The following is an 18,045-nucleotide window of genomic DNA, read 5'->3' on the forward strand; positions in this document are numbered from 1 at the left end:
CTCCCCCCCTTATTAAGGGGGGGTTGGGGGGGGATCGTCCAACGTACAGAACGAGGGTATTGAGTAACGCCGTGAAGTGGGCCTGTTTGTAATATTTTCTGCCCGATTAAAGCATTTAAAACTGCTGATTTTCCCCGACTAACTAAACCAAAAGCAGCAATACAAATTACGCCTTGATCTAACTTTTCTAAAGTGCTGTTTAAAACTTCAATTTCTGGACGCAACATTGCCCGCACTTTTGCCGAATGTCCCGAAAGGGCACGACGAATGCTGGAACGAGCACGGTTAAAGTGAGTGTCTTGGCGACTTCGCGCTGGGGAAGGTTCAGTTTCAGGGAATGGCGTGTTACTCAAGGTTAAATCGGGAAAAATGGCTTACAGTTCTATTTTGACTAATATTTAATTAATTGCGTATTTTACACTATATTTATGGTTGATTGATGGAAGCAACGAAATATGACGGTTAATTGGAGAGAACATATAGTTACGACACCAAACATACTGCGTGGTAAACCGAGAATTAAAGGTACTAGAATTCCGGTAAGTTTGATTTTGGGTTATTTTGCAGCTAGCCAAAGTCAGGATGAAATTATGCAAGAGTTTCCTGATTTATCAAAAGAACAAATAGCAGCTTGTTTAGATTATGCCCGTGATTTGTCAGAGTTTGAGACAGTATAAACAACTTCTGTTTCAGATAATTAAAAAGGTACGATCGCTATTTCTACACTAACTAGTTTTTGATATTGTCACACAAATGGCGATCGCGAAGCGTGCCGTCAGGCTTATCGCTCTTTTCCACCTCTACATTCGTTCGCAAATAATCTCCTACCCAATTACAAGCATACTCCAACTCATTGAGATTCTCTATCTTTTTTAAATCCCAAATAATCACAGTGCTATCATCTCCACCAGAAACTAAAAATTTACCATCAGGAGTAAAAGCTAAACTAATCACCATTCCCTGATGTCCCGGCAAAGTTCTTAACAATTTTCCCTGAAGATCCCATAACTTTACTGTATTATCAACTCCCGCAGTAGCAATAGTTTGTCCATCTGGACTAAAAGCAACTCTAGTTAACCCTTGACTTTGCCCTGGAATAGTTTTTAAGAGTTTGCCATTCCCCGTCCAAAGTTTCAAAATGTCATCCCGACTGGTGGAGGCGATGATATTTTTTTGCGGACTCCAAGCAATTCCCCAAACAGCACCTTCATGGGAAAGCGTTGCTACTAGATTACCATTTGTTTGCCAAATTTTTACCTTACCATCTGCACTTGCGGAGGCGAGAAATTGACCATCAAAATTAAAGGCTAACTTCCAAATTCTTTCAGAATGAGCGATAAAACTGTGCAGTAATTTGCCATCAAAGTTCCACAATTTAATCGTTCGATCGTCTCCCGCAGAAGCAATAATTTTGCGATTTGAACTCAAGGCAACTGCATAAACGCTGGCTTGATGTCCTCTAAAAGTTTTTAACAGTTTTAGCGGCAAATTTTTTCCCTGACTTAAATGCCAAAGTTGAATATTACCATTATTGTTACCTGTCACTATCATCTGATTGTTTGGGCTAAAAACTACACCCTGAAAAGTATATTCTTTTGGTTTGAGTGTTTGCCAAAGTATACCATCAGTCCCCCATAATTTCAGGCTGTCATCACCACTCACTGAAGCAATTAACTTACCATTTGGACTAGTCGCAATATCCCAAATAGTATCTTGATGTCCGTAGAGAGGTCTTAAAAGATATTGATTGCGTTCCCAGAGTTTTACTGTACCATCATCACTGGCAGAAGCAGCTAATAAACCATCTGAACTTAAAGCTAAATCTCGAATTACAGCCTGATGTCCTTGTAATTTTCTCTTTAAAGTACCGTCAGTTTTCCAAATTGTAACCGTGTTATTTTTGTCGCCAGTGGCAATAATTTCTCCCTGACAATCAACCCCGATCGTACTATAGTTACTTTCCAATGTTCTTACTAAACTGCCGTCTAGCTTCCAGAGTTTAGCAGTGCGATCGGAACTAACAGAAACTAATAAGTTACTTTGCTGACAAAATGCCACATCCCAAACCGAATTTTGATGTCCTTTGAGGGTTTTTAGTAACTTACCATCAATTGTCCAAAGCTTAATTGTGTTGTCAACTCCCGCCGAAGCAACAATCTGGCTATTAGGACTAAAGGCAATATTCCAAACACTTTTTTGATGACCTGTTAAAGTCTTCCATAATTTGCCATCAATTGTCCATAATTTTATAGTTTTATCACTACTGCTAGAAGCAATAAATTTACCATTGGGACTAAATGCTACTCCCCAAATAGAAACTTGATGACCTTGGATAGTTTGGATTAATCTACCATCAATACTCCACAGTCTAATCTTTCCATCTAAACTACCAGAAACAATCAAGCGACTGTCAGGATTAAACGCCACCCGATGAACAGTTGCGGTATGTTTTAAAGTATGTAAAAGTGTGCCATCTCGCCGCCAAAGTTTAACAGTTTTATCATTACTTGCTGTAGCAATTAAGCGATCGTTAGGACTAATATCAACGCTCAAAACACTACCCTGATGTCCGATTAAACGGTTAAACTCATTATTTCCATAAACTGTTTGTCTTAAGGCTATTTCTACATTTTTAGCAGTTTCAGGATCGACATCTCCTAAGTCTTGGAGGCGGCGTTTGGCTTTAATCGCTTCGATCATTGCATCTAATTGACGATGGGACGCAAATAAGCCTTCTGAGGATGAAGTTAACGCTCTTATTTCGCTAATTCTGGCTTGTCGATATTGCCAAAATGCAATTAATCCTAAAGCGGAAGCGAGGAAAAAAGCACTACTCACTAACATTAAAAATAACCTTTGTAACCGGGCGATTTTTTGTTCTTGTTGTAATCGTTTTTGTTCTTCAATTAATTGAGTTTCAATTGCTTTAGTGCGTTCGGCTTCTATTTTTCTCTGGGTTTCTTGGTGATCGATTTCTAGAGATGCAGCCAGGAAATGATAGTCTAAATCGCTCAAACTTTTTCCCTGCGCCCAAAGTTGAGCATCTTTTAAAGCTTGTCCTCTTAATAAACGCGAGGTATCAGTTTTTTGGGAAGCAATCCAGGCATCGAATGTTTGGGAATAAGGACGTAGTTTTTTTAATTCCTTTTCCACCCAATCTTGATTAAAAACTCTTTGATAAATTAGATTTTTGACTTGGAACAATCCATATTTTCTTTCGATTAAGCCTGATAACAAAAGTTCTTCTTGTTCCCGACTGTCATCAGCAGGAACTTGAATACTTTGGAGGATTTGTTGGTAAATTGCTAGCAATCTTCCGGCGCGTTGTTCGTTGCGAAGTATGCGATCGCGGATCGTTTTTAAATGCTCTGGTTCATCTTGACTTTGCCAATTTTGAATGATGCAGAATTTTACCAAAGTCTCCACCCAAAATCCCTCAGTCCCTGGCAAAATTTCCAGAGAATCGCTTACTGAATCTTTGCTTAAATTCAAGACTAAATTACACAATTTATGAGTTAAAAATGGCTGTCCATTTGTCCAAGTTAAAATTTCTTTGAGGATACTTCCTGAGTTTCTAAATTTTCCGGTTAATCCCTTAGCTAAAGGTTGAGCTTCTTCTAATGTAAATCCATTAATTTCTATAGCTTTACCAATATTAAAAGGAGTACGATTTCTATCAGTAATCAAATCACTGGGAGTCGCCACGCCAAATATCGCCCAAGTCAGGTTTTTGTAGGCAGGATTAATTGCCCTTTGGTTATAACAAAAACGAATTAAAGCGAAAAAATCATCTATAGGAAAATCTAAGCTAAGAATACTGTCTATTTCATCAATAAAAATTACTAGCTGTGAGTGGGAAAATTGTTCTAATAAAATCTCTTCTATAAAATTACCTAATTGCTGCACTAATGATAAATTTTCTTGCTCTTTCCACCAACTTTTAAAATTAACTTTTAAGCTCAAATTGAAACCGCGCCATAAATCTGCAATTATTCCTTTATACCACTGAGCCGGGGTAATCGTTTCGCTACCAATACGAGTCATATCTACAGTAGCACATAACACACTTTCTTGTTGTAATTTATGTCTAGTCCGAACTAATAGTGAAGATTTACCCATTTGTCGGGAGTTCAAAACATAACAAAATTCCCCATTTTTTAAGGCTTTATATAATTCCGAGTCTGCTTTTCTAATTACATAACAATGTGCTTCAACGGCTAGACTTCCGCCAACTTGATAAAGATAATTTGTCATGAGAGTATCGCTGATATTTGGCTATTTATTTAGTGATTAGTAAATTTCATCCCACTTCCTCTTCAGGGGGTAAATAATTGCTAATGCGATCGCCTTCATTTCTTCTAGATTCACGCAAAGCTTGACTAGCTTCATAAATTATTTGATTTATCTCACATTTTCGGCTAGGAATCTTACTAGCAATGCCTAAACTAACTGTAACTATAGAATTTTGAAAACCATCCATGCTTTGAGCTTCAAAAGGAATTACCAATGATTTTACTCGCTGTCGGATTTTCTCAGCTATTTGCCAGATAATTGTCAGATCTGTTCCTGGTAACAGCACAGCAAATTCTTGACGCTGATAACGAGCGATTAAAGCGTTAGGAAGATCCACTATATAACGGATAGTATCAGCAACTTGTTGTAAGCATAAATTGGCAGTTTTATAACCATAAATTTTTTCATAATAATCGAAATAATCTACAGCACACAAAATTAATGAGAGAGTTTCCTGAGCGGCTGATTGTTGCCATACTTTTTCCAGTTGTTGCTCAAAATAACTATGATTTATTAACTGAGTTACATCATCTAAAGATACACTTAACCCTTGTTTTTGTGCCTGTTTTGGTAAGCGATCGCTCAACGAACTAACTTGTAAAAGTTGTTCCTGAAAATATAGCCGATATAATTCACAACTAATTGTTGCTTCAGAACCTTTCAACTTAATTATACCTATGCTTTCTAATTTATAGGCAGCGATCGCTTCTAAAGGTTCCCTAAATCCATTAATTATTTGCTTTAAAACTTCTTCTAGTTCTGGATTTTCGCGAATCGTGTTTAACTGACTGAGCAAATGTTGGTGATAAATTCCTTCTAGTTTAGGTGCTACTGTTAAAAATTCCTCGATATTTTCCCATTTATTTCTTTGATTAACCAAATTATAAAGAGCTAAATTAATTAAATATGGATGTCCACCTACGATCGCCATTAGTTGTTTAGCATTTTTACCATCTTTCCAATCTAATCCGTAAATTGCTGCTAATTTTTGCACTTGTTCTAGAGTAAATTCTGGCAACTGAAGTGACAATCCAATATTAAAAGGTGATTGATTGACATTTAAAGATACATAAACTTCTGTGGAATGAATCACCACTAATCGCAATTTTTGCCAAATTTCTGTTTGCTTTGCTTCTTCATGCCACGACCGCAATAAAGACAAAAAATTTCTCGCAATTTCAGGATGCTCGAAAACTCGATTTACTTCATTTAAAACTAATACTACAGGAGCATTAATTTGCTCTAACAAATAACCTTGAAAATACAAAGTACTGCTAACTTTACTACCTATATCCTCATCCCAATATTCATCTAGCATCGGTTCTAGTTGTAATTGGCGACTGACATTGGCACAAAACCAGCGCAAAAATTTATACAAGGAAGTAAAGATTTCCTCATCAGCTTGCTGAAAATCTATTTTTGCAGTTAGATAATATAGATTAACAGCGCGATCGATCAACCGGATCATCAGCGAACTTTTCCCCATTTTTCTGGGTGCTTTAATCCGAATGAAACTCCCTGGTTTAGTGATTTCCGAGTAAGCTAGCTCTTCAAGTGGAGGACGTTCAATATAAAACGCAGAATTCAGTGGTAATGGATCGTTGGGAAATCTTAAAGACATAATAATAGTCCATAGTGTTTTCCTTTACATTACCATCTGGACTAGTTTTTTTAGCTCAGTCAAAGTTAATTTTCATTACTTAGAAGTACGCATAATTGCGTAATATTAATTAGACAAATGAAATTAACCAAGTTTTTCTTCCGCACAAACTTGTAACTGAGGCGAACTCGGAATTAATGTACTCACAACTTGCTGCACAAAAGATTGCAGGAAAACCACTCTTTGATTCTGTTGAAAAACGCTTTGCAATTTCTCTTTCAACCTTTCAATACTGAAAGCATTTTCCCCAGTATCAAAACTAATTTCTTGCTCTTGGAAATACTCAATTAAACTCAATCCAGCGATTCTTGTTAAGTACGCAGCACTAATTCCCTGTACAACTCCCCCAGCAACAAAAGTAATTGCATGAGTTTTGAGAAATGAGGTAATTGTTTGGGTGGAAATTTCCACTAATCCCAATTTCAGCATTGTACTTCCCATAGTTACGGCTACAGTTTGCGCTTGTTCCAGTGATAATTTTTGCTGATAAATATTCGCTAAATCTAACACCATTTGAACGTTAATTGCGCCTGTAGCGACTAGATCTAATGCTGGTACAGGGTTAGCAAAAGCAGCAGCAGCGGAAATCCATTGATATTGTTCGATTATTGGCACAGATCGATCGCGCCTCACCCCATTTAAAAATTCCTTTGCTTCCCCTTTCAAAGCAACAGCTTCTCGCCAAGTTGTCGCCCAAACTAATTGTTGACTTTGTTGCGTTAAAATCACATTCAAACGTTCAGTTAAAGCTGCAATTTCTGGAACAGATTCTTCCAACCATTCTTGCACTGTTCCATCAGTTTGATACTGACGTACTTTAATCGCATTTGGATTAGCAGCAATAGCAATTACATCTTCTTTTTCCAAGATTCCCTGCAATCTTTGCCGAATTTGTTGTAAAACAATTTCCCGATCTTCTGGTAAATATTGATCTTGCTTATTAAAAATCAGCATCAACCGTTGATTAGCTGCTTTTAATTGCTGCAACCTTTGAAATTCTGAATTAGTTAAATCACCATTAACAACAAATAATAAAACATCAGCATTGCTAGTAGTTTTCCCAGCTTCTTTTTCAATTTCATCAGCAACAAATAAAGCAGGTATTTCCTGCAAACTTACAGTTTTTGTGATTTGAGGAAGCCAATTCTTTGTTAATAATTCCTGTAAAGTAGTTTTACCAACTGCTTTTCCACCAGTTACCGCCAAGCTTAACTCTTGTCTGTCTAATTTAGCTGTTACTTCGGCAATTTTTAGTCGTAGTTTGGCTATTAAATCCCCATTAACTGCTTCTACTTCTAATTTATCGATTACTTTTTCGGCTTGAGCGATCGCCTTTTCCACAGTCGCCCTTTCCACCAGCGACACATCAAAATCTACCTGGGTGTTTTTCGCCTTCTTTTGTCTGAGTAAGAATACGCCACCTAGAGCGATCGCACTCCATACAGCATACTCCCCCAACTGCCCCAACGTATCATCCACACCTTGCCACAGCCAAAGCAAAAATGAAAGCCCTACTCCGCCAATTAAAATCGGTTTCCGTAAATTCACTGTCATAATTTTATTTGTATAACTAGTTTCTAGGATAAAGCAAAACCTTTTAAATATTTAGTCTTTCAAGGTTCGCAATCCTTAATTTCCATCTGATTGTGCTTGTATTGGAATTATGTCGCCAAGAAACTCCTCGAATTTAAGCGGCTGTTGTTCCTCTGTTTCTTTACCAAAAACTTTTTGTAAAATTAAGTCCCAAGCGTTACGATACTGTGCGGAACGAGGTTTTCGCTGTCGCTTTTGACTTTCCACTAGATGGATTTCACTACCGTAGCTAATGAACACTTCCACTGGAAAAACATAGAACAGATCGAGCTTCTCTACATATACTAGGGCAAAGTCAAAGTCAGATTGCTTGTAAGCTTCTCGAAGCATGAGCCTTCGATTTGTTTTAGTACGACGGTTATCTACAACAAAATTACCTGATGACTCGTCAAACCAAGCATACTTGACTTGGATTTTAATCAGGGTTCCTTCTATGTCGAAGACGATATCATAAGGAAGTCGATCGCCAACAGGTTTTAAAACTCCCCAGCCACGCTTAAGAGCATGAAGAATAGCTGCTTGCTCTGCTATGTCTCCTTTCAGCTTCGTATCCACAATCTAATCTTTCAGAACCAATGCTTATCAGCATAAAGCAAAACCCCTAAAACATAACAGTTTTAGGGGTTTTGCTTTTTTAATTTGGTGGCGGGAAGTGGATTTGAACCACTGACCTTCGGGTTATGCTTACCACTACAGCTTTCACTGCCTGGACTTCCAGTTTGGGGTCTGGACTCTCCCTTTACCCTCAGCCTAACTGTTAGGGTACCTCCCATCGAGTCTCTACACCTTCTCCATTTCTGGAGCTTGGCTCGGGATTACCACGCTAAAGGCTTCCCCGAATTTGAGAGGCGATCGCAAACAAGTTTCCTTGCTTACAGCCCATAACAAAACTAACTTTCAAGCGTTTAGTTAATTTTGCTTTGCGAGCCCGACGAGCTACCAGACTGCTCTATCCCGCGTCGCTTTTCTTTCACTCTGACTAGTATAAACATAAACTAGATCAAATTGCAACTATAAAAGCGATAATTCTCCCATTACTTCCAGACGCTTGTAAGTACCCAAGTTCAGATAAGTTTCTGACAAGGATTCTGCCACCGTCGGAGTAATCCAGCCCATTTGCCGCAACAGGTGAATAGCCACAGCACGTTTAGCACGTTGAGCACCATCTGTTACCTTAATAGCTAAACCCATGCCTTCACCCACACGACCAATGCACTGAATTCCTTCAGCGCCAGCCTTACTAACTAATTCGCCTTGAGTAAGCTTCATCAATTCCGTATCAAATTCGCCAGGGCCAGCCACCATATTCGGGTGACTAGTCATAGCCCTGACAATGCGTTCCATATCCAAATTGTTTCCAGAGGACAATTGAGCATACAAAGATGCCATTTGACCTAATTGCATCAAATAGGTAGGAGCGCCACAATCATCATGAGCTTGAATAAACTCCTCTCCCGGCATTCGCAGCAGTTCAGCGATTTTGCTCAAAATTAGCTGTTGTACCGGATGATTGCGCTGTAAATAACTAACAAGCGACCAACTGCGCTGCTGACAAACAGCTAGCATTCCCGCGTGTTTCCCAGAGCAATTGTATTCCAGTGGACTTTGCCTACCTTCTGGAATTGGACACTGAAGCGCGGATGGATCGATATCACAGCGCCAAAGGACATTAAAAACTTGTCGTACCTGTTCAATATTCCCTTGGTGGGAACTACAGATAATTGCCAAGTCTCGGTCTGTTAAACTGTAACGTTCTAAAGTGCCTGTAGTAGTGACTGCCAGTGCTTGGAAAGGCTTGAGAGATGAACGAGCAAAGGTAGCAGTTTCGGAATTACCTGCTACAGAAAGCACGCGCCCTTTGTCGTCACAAACTGCGGCTTGGACGCGATGTGCTGATTCAATAATGCCTTCCCGCAGCAGCCTAACTTCTAGTTCTGCGGTTTGAGTTCTTTTTCCCCTTGTCATGGGTAAGACTTTATCACTGAGGGGGACGATTCGGGAATTTTGGACTTTTGATTTTAGATTTTAGATTAATTCCCAATATTAATTTACAACTAATTAGGAGCCAGTAAGTTAAAGAAAAACCCAAATTAGGCTACCTAAACAGAAAATCAAAGCTAGCAATGCAAAAGTTTTGTTAAGTCGCTGGAGTATTGGTTGGACTTGGTAGGTGACAATTAAGCGATCGCGCATGATAATCTCTGGCGGCTTATTCCAGCATTGCCCATCGTACCAGCCCGATTCTTCGTAAAAAACGGTACTATTTGTCAAGCGATCGCGCACGTAACACCAGCCCAAATACAACCGCAACAGCACCAAAACCATAAACAAACTAGCTATTGCTCCACCACAGAGCATAAATTGACCCACAGCTTTTTGGGGAGGAAAACTCGCCGCTGCTACTGGCCCTGCGAGAAGCCAACTCCAACCCCAAATCCAAGCCATCTTTCGCGAATAACTGCCCCACTCAAGAGTGGCCCAGCTAAAAAACCAGGAATTTTTTAGTTCCTGGTACTCATTGATGGGTTGCTGTTCAGATGGTACCGGGCACACAGAAACAGAAGACTCCATCATCATTGCTCATCCACTCTTAGTTGTTAAAGCTTGCGTCAAATCTAGCTCGTTAAGACATTTGACAATTCAATTGAGTAGTGTAAATCATCAACTATCTTGTTCTTGGGTCACATTAATTAGTTCTGCGTGACTCCAGAATGCTTCCAGATTATAAAACTCTCGTTCTTTCGGCATCAAGATATGGACGATCGCATCACCATAATCCAGTAGAATCCAGTTGGCTTCTGCTTGTCCCTCAATTCTCAGAGGCCGACGTTGCCATTTTTCTTCTACCTGGCCTTGAATTGCTTGGCTTATTGCCCGCACTTGGACTCTAGAAAAGCCTGTGACTAAGACAAAATAATCAGCTAAATAGGATACATCTGACACCCGCAATACAACCACGTCAGATCCTTTGCGGTCTAATGCTGCCTCTACAATAGTGGCAAGCATTTCTCGATCTGCTGCTGCCTTATTAGCATCAATATTTGCCACTGCGGTGGTCAAGGTGGAATTTACATTTGGGAAATTCTCGGACATTCAACTCCTTAACGCTATGCAATATTTTCTTCAATGATTCCTATCTGAACAAAATCCTCAGCTTTCGGAATTCATTAACTAAATGGGTTTTCTATAGTTTAGCGTTCATAATGAAAAATCAATTTTGCCTTTTTGCCTCTAATGATAACCTGCCTTTGACAGTCATGCTATCAAGAGGGGCAGCTGTTCAATATTGTTGGTTTCTTTGGTTTCTGGCGATTCCCATCAACCAGTCACAGGTTAATATAGTTTGCTTGTGAATGAAAATAACTGCTAAAAACAGGCTACAACTGAGTCAGTTCATACTTAGTCTGCCCAAAGTATGATTCACGATCGCTTGTAATATTTCTTCATTAAACACCAAAAATCCATCTCCAGGGACAATCGCACTAAAAATACGTCGATCAGAGATGGTTTGGCTTTTTTTATTTAGATTATTCCGACCGTAAAACTAAGACTTTAATTAGGTAAAGGTTTAACTTTGGAAATTGGCTGAGGCATTAAAGAGGTAAAGAGTTCCTCATAGCGATTCAACGCTTGTTCAGAAGAGTAAAAATCGATCGCGTGTTGTCTACCTTGTCTACCCAATTTTTCTGCTTTTTCTGGATTGTCGTATAGTTTTGCGATCGCAGAAGCTAAAGCTGTTGGATCTTCGGGAGGCACTACTACACCGCCACCACTTTGCTGCACTGCCTTAGCCGCAGTTCCAGTAGCAGGTACCGAAGCCACGATTGGGCGGCCACTAGCTAATATTACAGGAATTTTAGAAGGTAAATTAAAGGCAATTACATTGTGTTTTTGGGTAACTAAACTTACATCAGCCGCCGCTAACATTTCTGGCAACTTTTCTCTAGGTTGAAATGGGATGAGCTTAACGTTATATGCTCCATACATTTGGCAATAATCACCTACCCGTGCCAGAGCTTTTTCTTCACCTACAATCACAAATACAATATCTGGGTTATCTCTTAGACAAGCTGCTGCTTTAATTACAGTTGGTAAATCTTGAGTCAACGCAATGTTACCCGAATAAAGCACCACAAATTTCCCATCAAGTTGGTGAGCTTTACGGAAAGCATTGTTTTCCTTGGGAAACGGGCGAATAAAATTAACATCCACCCAATTGGGAATCAAGTCTATTTTATCTCTTGGCACACCTTTACCAACCAAGTTTTCCACAAACCCATCGGCAATTACACTAATTCTAGTTGCAGCGCGGTTAGCAAATTTTTCTAAAGCTTCAAAAGCACGAATCACAAATTTATTTTTTAGCAATCCTACATGAACAGCAGCTTCATGTTGAATATCTTGAACATTCAATACCACAGGACAGTTATGCAGCCACCCGGCTAAAGTAGCCGATAAGGAAACAGGTAGTGGTGGTACTGTGGTCAAAATTACATCTGGTCTTGGCCCAATTAAGGCAGGAAGAAAGCTGGTTAATACAAAACTACCGTCTAATAGTAATCTATCTAGCAAACTTGGTTTGGGACGAATCCAAACATAACTGCGCTCAATCTTAACGCCGTTTCTTTCTTCGCATTTATAAAATTTCCCTCTATAGCCTGGATAAATGCGTCGCTCTGGATAGTTCGGCATTCCAGTGATCACGCGAACTTCATGACCACGTTTAACTAAGCCTTCTGCCAGTTCAGTCATCAAAGGCGCTATGCCGATCGGCTCTGGGTAATAGTTGTAGGAATAGATTAGGATACGCATATTAAAAGTTTATGGAATTTGCTAGAGGAAGGGGAAGATAGTTTGTAATTTGCTTAGATAGATTTTTGTCATGTGCCGAAGTCGCATCAATTAATCTGAGTGTTTCTGATACTGAGCGGTTTTTTGCATTGGTTGCTTTGCAGTACATACTTAGATCAAATGTTGCTTACTCAAAATTAGCACGCTCGATAGTAGTAATACATCCCTGGTAGGTTTGGTGAGTAATGATGCCCTTTTGTTTGGATAGTATTAAACAAGTTACCCATTGCTCACACCTTAACTTAAGATACCCATTAATCGTCAAGTATTTATCGCTCGCGTCAACAAAAATTTTCTACACTAACTTGGCTTGACGAATTCAGTTTTTTTAGTCCCAGATGCGCTCTCTCAAAAGTAAAGAATACACCTTTGACCTATGTTGCTTAGAAAAAAAATCTCCTTTTATTTTGAAGACATTGAAACTCCAACAGGTAGATCCCTTAATTTAATTATTACAGGTTTAGTTTTATTATCATCAGTAATTTTCGTCATTGAGACCTTTAGTATTTCTCAGGAAATACGTAACTTACTCAGTTATGTAGATTCCGTAATTTTACTGACATTTGCTTTGGAATACTTATTGCGGTTGTGGTGTGCTGAGAATAAATATCAATTTATATTCAGTCTTTACTCTGTAATTGATTTAATTGCTATTCTACCTGTTTTTATTGGATGGATAGACATTAGCTTTATCCGCCTATTTCGTTGGTTGAGAATTCTACGCTTGTTAAGATTTTTAGACCCCAAAAACTTACCTGGAAATTTAACTACAGAAGATAGTTTAATTCTTACTCGGATTATTTTTACTTTATTTGCTATTGTTTTTGTTTACTCTGGCTTAATCTATCAAGTAGAACATCCTGTAAATCCGGGAGTGTTCCGAAATTTTTTAGATGCCGCTTATTTTTCTGTAGTAACTATGACAACTGTTGGCTTTGGCGATGTGACACCTATTTCACAAGAAGGTAGATTTTTGACGATTATGATGATTTTTACCGGAATTGCGCTGATTCCCTGGCAGGTAGGAGATTTGATTAAGCGCGTAGTTAAGTCGGCTAATGAAATAGAAATCCCTTGTCACAATTGCGGTTTATTGTTGCATGATCCTGATGCTAACTTCTGTAAAATTTGCGGAACTAAATTGGAAAAGGGTGTGGAGAATTAGAAACAATAATTTTAGTATTTTACGATATCGGTAAAGTTAGAGTAATGATCGGTTAAGAGCGATCGCACTTTTATTTAACTTGACAAATTTATCCAGTTCTCTACCGTAATTCCCGTTACTCTCAACATATCAGAATCATGTGAACCCAGAATTAATCCTCTTGTAATTGCCGTCGCTGCTATCAATATATCTCCATCTGGTAACGGCATCCCCCATTTAGTTAAGTCTGCATGAGTTTTCAGGACATTGAAATTGTAATTGTTTGGTATTGTTTTAAGACTCACATAGCTTATGTCTTCGTCAATCTGCTTAATTTGCTCGCTATTCAAAGATGTCTTGTTCTTTAATTTATGAAATGATTTTATATCTTTAAGAATTGCCTTAATTGTATTAACATCATTACGATCGCGAAAGTTATATAGTTTCATTAATGCCATGATACCTACTTGATAGTGGGCATGAACCCTTGTATCCCAGAATATTTTAGAATCAGAATAAATTTTTAAGTTTTCAAGATAGTCTAATTATTGTTTTATTTGTCGGTATAGTATTATATGGAAGTATGCTTTTTCAAGATTATCAGCCACTTCATCCATCATTATTTCCAATAACGCGATTTTAGTAGCGCGTGTCCTGCTGGCTTTTTATTAAATTTACCTCCGACCATTTATCCACTCTAACGTCTGGTAAACAGCTCATCTTAGGTAAAACAGAACTTATAGAGTAGTATTGACTACCCTACTGTAAAACTTACCTATCCTCTTCTCGGAAAATCTGCATAAAAAATGGCAGGCAAGATGCCTGCCCTACAAATATTACAGGCATCTTGCCTGCTAAATCTTGTTGCTTAAATTACTAACCCAACAATGCTTTAGCCTTAGCTAACACATTGTCAACGCTAAAGCCAAACTTCTCCAGACAAACACCACCTGGGGCGGAAGCACCGAAGCGATCGATACTAACTGTATCGCCTTCCATACCTACGTATTTATGCCAACCGAAACTAGCGCCAGCTTCTACAGACAAACGCTTGGTGACTGCTTTTGGGAGCACAGATTCTTTGTAAGCGGCATCTTGTGCTTCAAATAACTCCCAAGAAGGTAGAGAAACAACTCGAACTGTCTTACCTTCAGCGGTGAGTTTTTCAGCAGCGGTAACACAGAGGCTGAGTTCTGAACCTGTACCAATCAGAATTAAATCTGGTGTGCCTTCACAATCAACTACGATGTAACCACCCTTAGTCACGCCTTCGATCGAAGTACCTGCTAAGTTGGGGACGTTTTGACGGGTGAATGCTAACAGGGTAGGCTCATCTTTCTTCGCTTTTTCGATCGCTACTTTATAAGCACCAGAAGTTTCGTTACCATCAGCAGGGCGAATCACTGTTAAGTTAGGAATTGCCCGTAAAGAAGCGAGAGTTTCGATCGGTTGGTGAGTTGGGCCATCTTCACCTTGTCCAATTGAATCGTGAGTCATTACCCAAATCACACCAGCATCAGACAGCGCAGATAAGCGAATCGCCGCCCGCATATAATCTGTAAAGATCAAGAAGGTAGCGCCGTAGGGAATTAATCCTGAATGATGCAACGCCATCCCATTACAAATAGCGCCCATACCATGTTCCCGCACCCCAAAGTGGATGTTGCGGTTTTCGTAATGCCCTTTCTGAAATTCGCCAATGCCTTTAAGTTCAGTCAGGTTCGAGTGAGTCAAGTCAGCAGAACCACCAATTAACTCAGGTAAAACTGCTCCTAATTTGTTGAGGCAGGTTTCAGAATGCTTCCGGGTAGGTAAGCCTTTATCTTCAGGGGTGTAAGTTGGTAATACTTTATCCCAACCATCGGGCAATGTAGCACTCAGGAAACGTTCAAATTCAGCTGCTTCTTGGGCATACTTAGCTTTGTATTCACCAAAAGCTTGGTTCCACTCTTCTTCGTAACCTGCACCGCGTTCTACTGCTTTGCGCGTATGCTTGAGTACGTCTTCTGGGATGTCGAAGGGTTCGTATTGCCAACCCAAATTGTCACGGGTCAATTTTACTTCGTCTGTACCCAAAGCTGCGCCGTGAACGCCTGCGGTATTTTGCTTGTTGGGCGAACCGTAACCGATCGTGGTTGTCACCTTAATCATGGTTGGTTTGTCGGTGACAGCTTTGGCTTCTTCAATTGCTTTAGCAATACCTTCTAAATCGGTGTTACCGTTTTCGACGTGGAGGACGTGCCAACCGTAAGCTTCAAACCGTTTGGAAACATCTTCGGTGAATGCTACATCTGTAGAACCATCGATCGAGATGTGGTTGTCGTCGTACAGAGCAATTAGTTTACCTAATCCCAAGTGTCCTGCGAAAGAACAAGCTTCGCCGGAAACGCCTTCCATGTTGCAACCATCACCAAGAATTACGTATGTATAATGGTCAACAATTTTGGCATCGGGTTTGTTGAATTTGGCGGCGAGGTGGGCTTCAGCGATCGCTAACCCAACGCCATTGGCAATTCCTTGTCCCAGAGGTCCGGTGGTCACTTCTACGCCTGGGGTAACAAAGTTTTCAGGGTGTCCGGGAGTTTTGGAACCCCACTGACGGAATTGCTTGATATCCTCAATGGAAACGCTATCGTACCCCATGAGGTAAAGCAGGGCGTACTGTAACATGGAGCCGTGACCTGCCGAGAGGACAAAGCGATCGCGGTTAAACCACTTCGGATTTTTTGGGTTATACCGCATAAAGCGATCCCAGAGCACAAATGCCATCGGCGCAGCGCCCATTGGCAGTCCTGGATGACCAGAGTTAGCTTTTTGTACCGCATCTACTGCTAGAAAGCGGATAGCGTTAATACAAAGTTCCTCTAGGGATTGAGTTGCAACAGCCATAATCTTTTCTTCTTAACGACGATCGGAAACTTGGTAGGTGTACTAAAATTTTGGCGCTCTGGATCGCTCCAAAAGATTATTACCCATCATCCCATTTGCGGGATCGATGGGCAAGTATTTTTGCCTAGTAATTTGGTAATTGGCAAACGGTAATTGGTTTGATTCCCTCTACCTTAATAATTACCTAACAATTACCCTGTATGGGCGAGTGTAGGAGAAAAATCTGTAATCACAGCACTAGGGGCGGGTGAGAGTAAAAAAACCTATGGTCATAGCAGAAGAATTAACAGCTTTCACCCGCCCGACAGCAAAACCCGCCTTTAAGAACCTACGTACTTTTTAAAGGCTAACGTGACGTTATGACCCCCAAACCCAAAAGAGTTGGAGAGGGCAACATCCACGTTTTGAGCGCGACTTTGATTCGGGACATAATCCAAATCGCATTCGGGATCGGGGTTTTCTAAATTGATCGTGGGTGGAACCTGATCGTTAGCTACTGCCATTACTGTTGCTACAGCTTCAATGCCACCGGAACCGCCCAGCAAATGACCTGTCATCGATTTAGTGGAACTAATCGCTACTTGATAAGCGCTTTCGCCCAAAGCTGTTTTAATCGCTTTTGTTTCGTTGGAATCATTCGCGGGTGTACTGGTGCCGTGAGCGTTAATGTAGCTAATTTGAGCCGGAGTTAAACCAGCATCTTTTAAGCATAGCTGGATTGCTCTAGCTGCTCCTTCTCCTCCTGGTACTGGGGAAGTCATGTGGTACGCATCACAAGTCATCCCATAGCCAACTATTTCGGCGTAAATTTTGGCTCCCCGGCTGAGGGCGTGTTCTAGTTCTTCTAAGATCAGGATGCCTGTACCTTCGCCCATGACGAAGCCATCGCGATCGCGATCGAACGGACGAGAAGCATGAGCCGGGTCGTTATTTCTGGTGGATAATGCCCTCGCTGAGGCAAACCCCGCAAATGACAACGGCGTAACAGCTGCTTCTGTCCCACCACAAATCATCGCTTGGGCATAACCCCGTTGCACTAAGCGAAACGCATCTCCGATCGAATTAGAACCAGCAGCACAAGCAGTTACAGAGCAAGAGTTTGGCCCTTTTGCCCCAGTATGAATTGCCGTTAACCCCGCAGCCATGTTAGCAATCATCATCGGAATCATAAACGGGCTACAGCGATCTGGGCCACGATTTAAGAGGATTGTTTGTTGATCTTCCAATACTTTCAGACCACCAATCCCTGTACCGATGATTACCCCCACCTGTTCTGCGTTCAGTTCGTTAATGACAAACTGCGCGTCTGCTAAAGCCTGCTTGCTTGCAGAAACTGCAAACTGGGCAAACCTATCCATGCGTTTGGCTTCTTTACGATCCATATACTCGTGGGGGTCAAATCCTTTTACCTCGCCAGCGATTTTGCAATCATGCTTAGACGCATCGAATAAAGTGACTTCCCCAATGCCGTTGCGTCCGCTCAATAACCCTTCCCAATACTCAGTTAAGGTATTGCCGATCGGTGTAATCGCTCCCAGGCCAGTAACAACAACGCGCTTTCGCTCAAAATCTGTCATGATTCATCTATTAACTTGGGTTTCCCTACCCAGAACGC

At 40.4% G+C, this 18,045-nt stretch carries 14 protein-coding genes; 2 read left to right on the forward strand and 12 right to left on the reverse strand.

The features are described 5' to 3' along the window. Nucleotides 1-353 (reverse strand): dynamin family protein (locus tag IQ264_RS32885; protein WP_228061431.1); only part of this gene is annotated, 353 nt, incomplete at its 3' end. A 102-nt stretch (nt 354-455) separates the two neighbouring features. On the opposite strand from IQ264_RS32885, the gene IQ264_RS10335 reads away from it, so the two are divergent. Beyond that, the gene (locus tag IQ264_RS10335; RefSeq protein ID WP_193980696.1) at nt 456-677 is read left to right on the forward strand and encodes a DUF433 domain-containing protein; all 222 of its coding nucleotides are present in this window, start codon (nt 456-458) and stop codon (nt 675-677) included. Between the two features lie 52 nt (nt 678-729). Here IQ264_RS10335 and IQ264_RS10340 read toward each other — a convergent pair whose 3' ends face one another. The 8 genes from IQ264_RS10340 to IQ264_RS10375 form a co-directional block, all read right to left on the reverse strand. Then, a complete protein-coding gene (locus IQ264_RS10340; RefSeq protein WP_193980697.1) occupies nt 730-4,254 on the reverse strand; it encodes an AAA-like domain-containing protein in 3,525 nt (1,174 codons plus the stop codon). Between the two features lie 46 nt (nt 4,255-4,300). Next, a complete protein-coding gene (locus IQ264_RS10345) occupies nt 4,301-5,914 on the reverse strand; it encodes an AAA-like domain-containing protein (protein ID WP_193980698.1) in 1,614 nt (537 codons plus the stop codon). Nucleotides 5,915-6,037: 123 nt separating this feature from the next. Continuing rightward, nucleotides 6,038-7,507: a YcjF family protein gene (locus IQ264_RS10350; protein WP_193980699.1), complete on the reverse strand. Its 1,470-nt coding sequence runs from the start codon at nt 7,505-7,507 to the stop codon at nt 6,038-6,040. A gap of 75 nt (nt 7,508-7,582) precedes the next feature. Further along, a complete protein-coding gene (locus tag IQ264_RS10355) occupies nt 7,583-8,101 on the reverse strand; it encodes a group I intron-associated PD-(D/E)XK endonuclease (RefSeq protein WP_193980700.1) in 519 nt (172 codons plus the stop codon). Nucleotides 8,102-8,557: 456 nt separating this feature from the next. After that, a complete protein-coding gene (locus IQ264_RS10360; protein WP_193980701.1) occupies nt 8,558-9,511 on the reverse strand; it encodes an asparaginase in 954 nt (317 codons plus the stop codon). A 108-nt stretch (nt 9,512-9,619) separates the two neighbouring features. Next, nucleotides 9,620-10,120: a CGLD27 family protein gene (locus IQ264_RS10365; RefSeq protein WP_193980758.1), complete on the reverse strand. Its 501-nt coding sequence runs from the start codon at nt 10,118-10,120 to the stop codon at nt 9,620-9,622. Nucleotides 10,121-10,207: 87 nt separating this feature from the next. Beyond that, nucleotides 10,208-10,639 carry a ribosome silencing factor gene (gene rsfS, locus IQ264_RS10370; protein WP_193980702.1) on the reverse strand — a complete coding sequence of 144 codons (432 nt, stop codon included), beginning with the start codon at nt 10,637-10,639 and terminating at the stop codon, nt 10,208-10,210. A gap of 459 nt (nt 10,640-11,098) precedes the next feature. Then, nucleotides 11,099-12,358, reverse strand: coding sequence for a glycosyltransferase family 4 protein (locus IQ264_RS10375; protein WP_193980703.1), 1,260 nt, complete (start codon nt 12,356-12,358; stop codon nt 11,099-11,101). 415 nt (nt 12,359-12,773) lie between these two features. Between IQ264_RS10375 and IQ264_RS10380 the strand changes: the two genes are divergently transcribed. Beyond that, nucleotides 12,774-13,562, forward strand: coding sequence for an ion transporter (locus IQ264_RS10380; protein ID WP_193980704.1), 789 nt, complete (start codon nt 12,774-12,776; stop codon nt 13,560-13,562). A gap of 74 nt (nt 13,563-13,636) precedes the next feature. Here IQ264_RS10380 and IQ264_RS10385 read toward each other — a convergent pair whose 3' ends face one another. The 3 genes from IQ264_RS10385 to fabF all read right to left on the reverse strand — a co-directional run bounded on the left by IQ264_RS10385 (nt 13,637) and on the right by fabF (nt 18,007). Next, on the reverse strand, nt 13,637-13,999 hold the full coding sequence (locus IQ264_RS10385; RefSeq protein WP_193980705.1) for a hypothetical protein: 363 nt from the start codon (nt 13,997-13,999) through the stop codon (nt 13,637-13,639). Between the two features lie 418 nt (nt 14,000-14,417). Further along, a complete protein-coding gene (gene tkt / locus IQ264_RS10390) occupies nt 14,418-16,430 on the reverse strand; it encodes a transketolase (RefSeq protein ID WP_193980706.1) in 2,013 nt (670 codons plus the stop codon). 320 nt (nt 16,431-16,750) lie between these two features. Beyond that, nucleotides 16,751-18,007, reverse strand: coding sequence for a beta-ketoacyl-ACP synthase II (gene fabF, locus IQ264_RS10395; protein ID WP_193980707.1), 1,257 nt, complete (start codon nt 18,005-18,007; stop codon nt 16,751-16,753). Nucleotides 18,008-18,045: the final 38 nt, after the last annotated feature.

Source organism: [Phormidium] sp. LEGE 05292, from assembly GCF_015207735.1.
GTDB lineage: Bacteria > Cyanobacteriota > Cyanobacteriia > Cyanobacteriales > Aerosakkonemataceae > Floridanema.

Bases quoted from the DNA above. Each gene is read 5' to 3' on its own strand.
- IQ264_RS10380 (WP_193980704.1), top strand. From the start codon at position 12,774: ATGTTGCTTAGAAAAAAAATCTCCTTTTATTTTGAAGACATTGAAACT.
- IQ264_RS10335 (WP_193980696.1), top strand. From the start codon at position 456: ATGACGGTTAATTGGAGAGAACATATAGTTACGACACCAAACATACTG.
- IQ264_RS10350 (WP_193980699.1), bottom strand. From the start codon at position 7,507: ATGACAGTGAATTTACGGAAACCGATTTTAATTGGCGGAGTAGGGCTT.
- IQ264_RS10375 (WP_193980703.1), bottom strand. From the start codon at position 12,358: ATGCGTATCCTAATCTATTCCTACAACTATTACCCAGAGCCGATCGGC.
- tkt (WP_193980706.1), bottom strand. From the start codon at position 16,430: ATGGCTGTTGCAACTCAATCCCTAGAGGAACTTTGTATTAACGCTATC.
- IQ264_RS10365 (WP_193980758.1), bottom strand. From the start codon at position 10,120: ATGATGGAGTCTTCTGTTTCTGTGTGCCCGGTACCATCTGAACAGCAA.
- rsfS (WP_193980702.1), bottom strand. From the start codon at position 10,639: ATGTCCGAGAATTTCCCAAATGTAAATTCCACCTTGACCACCGCAGTG.
- IQ264_RS10385 (WP_193980705.1), bottom strand. From the start codon at position 13,999: ATGGCATTAATGAAACTATATAACTTTCGCGATCGTAATGATGTTAAT.
- IQ264_RS10345 (WP_193980698.1), bottom strand. From the start codon at position 5,914: ATGTCTTTAAGATTTCCCAACGATCCATTACCACTGAATTCTGCGTTT.
- fabF (WP_193980707.1), bottom strand. From the start codon at position 18,007: ATGACAGATTTTGAGCGAAAGCGCGTTGTTGTTACTGGCCTGGGAGCG.
- IQ264_RS10360 (WP_193980701.1), bottom strand. From the start codon at position 9,511: ATGACAAGGGGAAAAAGAACTCAAACCGCAGAACTAGAAGTTAGGCTG.
- IQ264_RS10340 (WP_193980697.1), bottom strand. From the start codon at position 4,254: ATGACAAATTATCTTTATCAAGTTGGCGGAAGTCTAGCCGTTGAAGCA.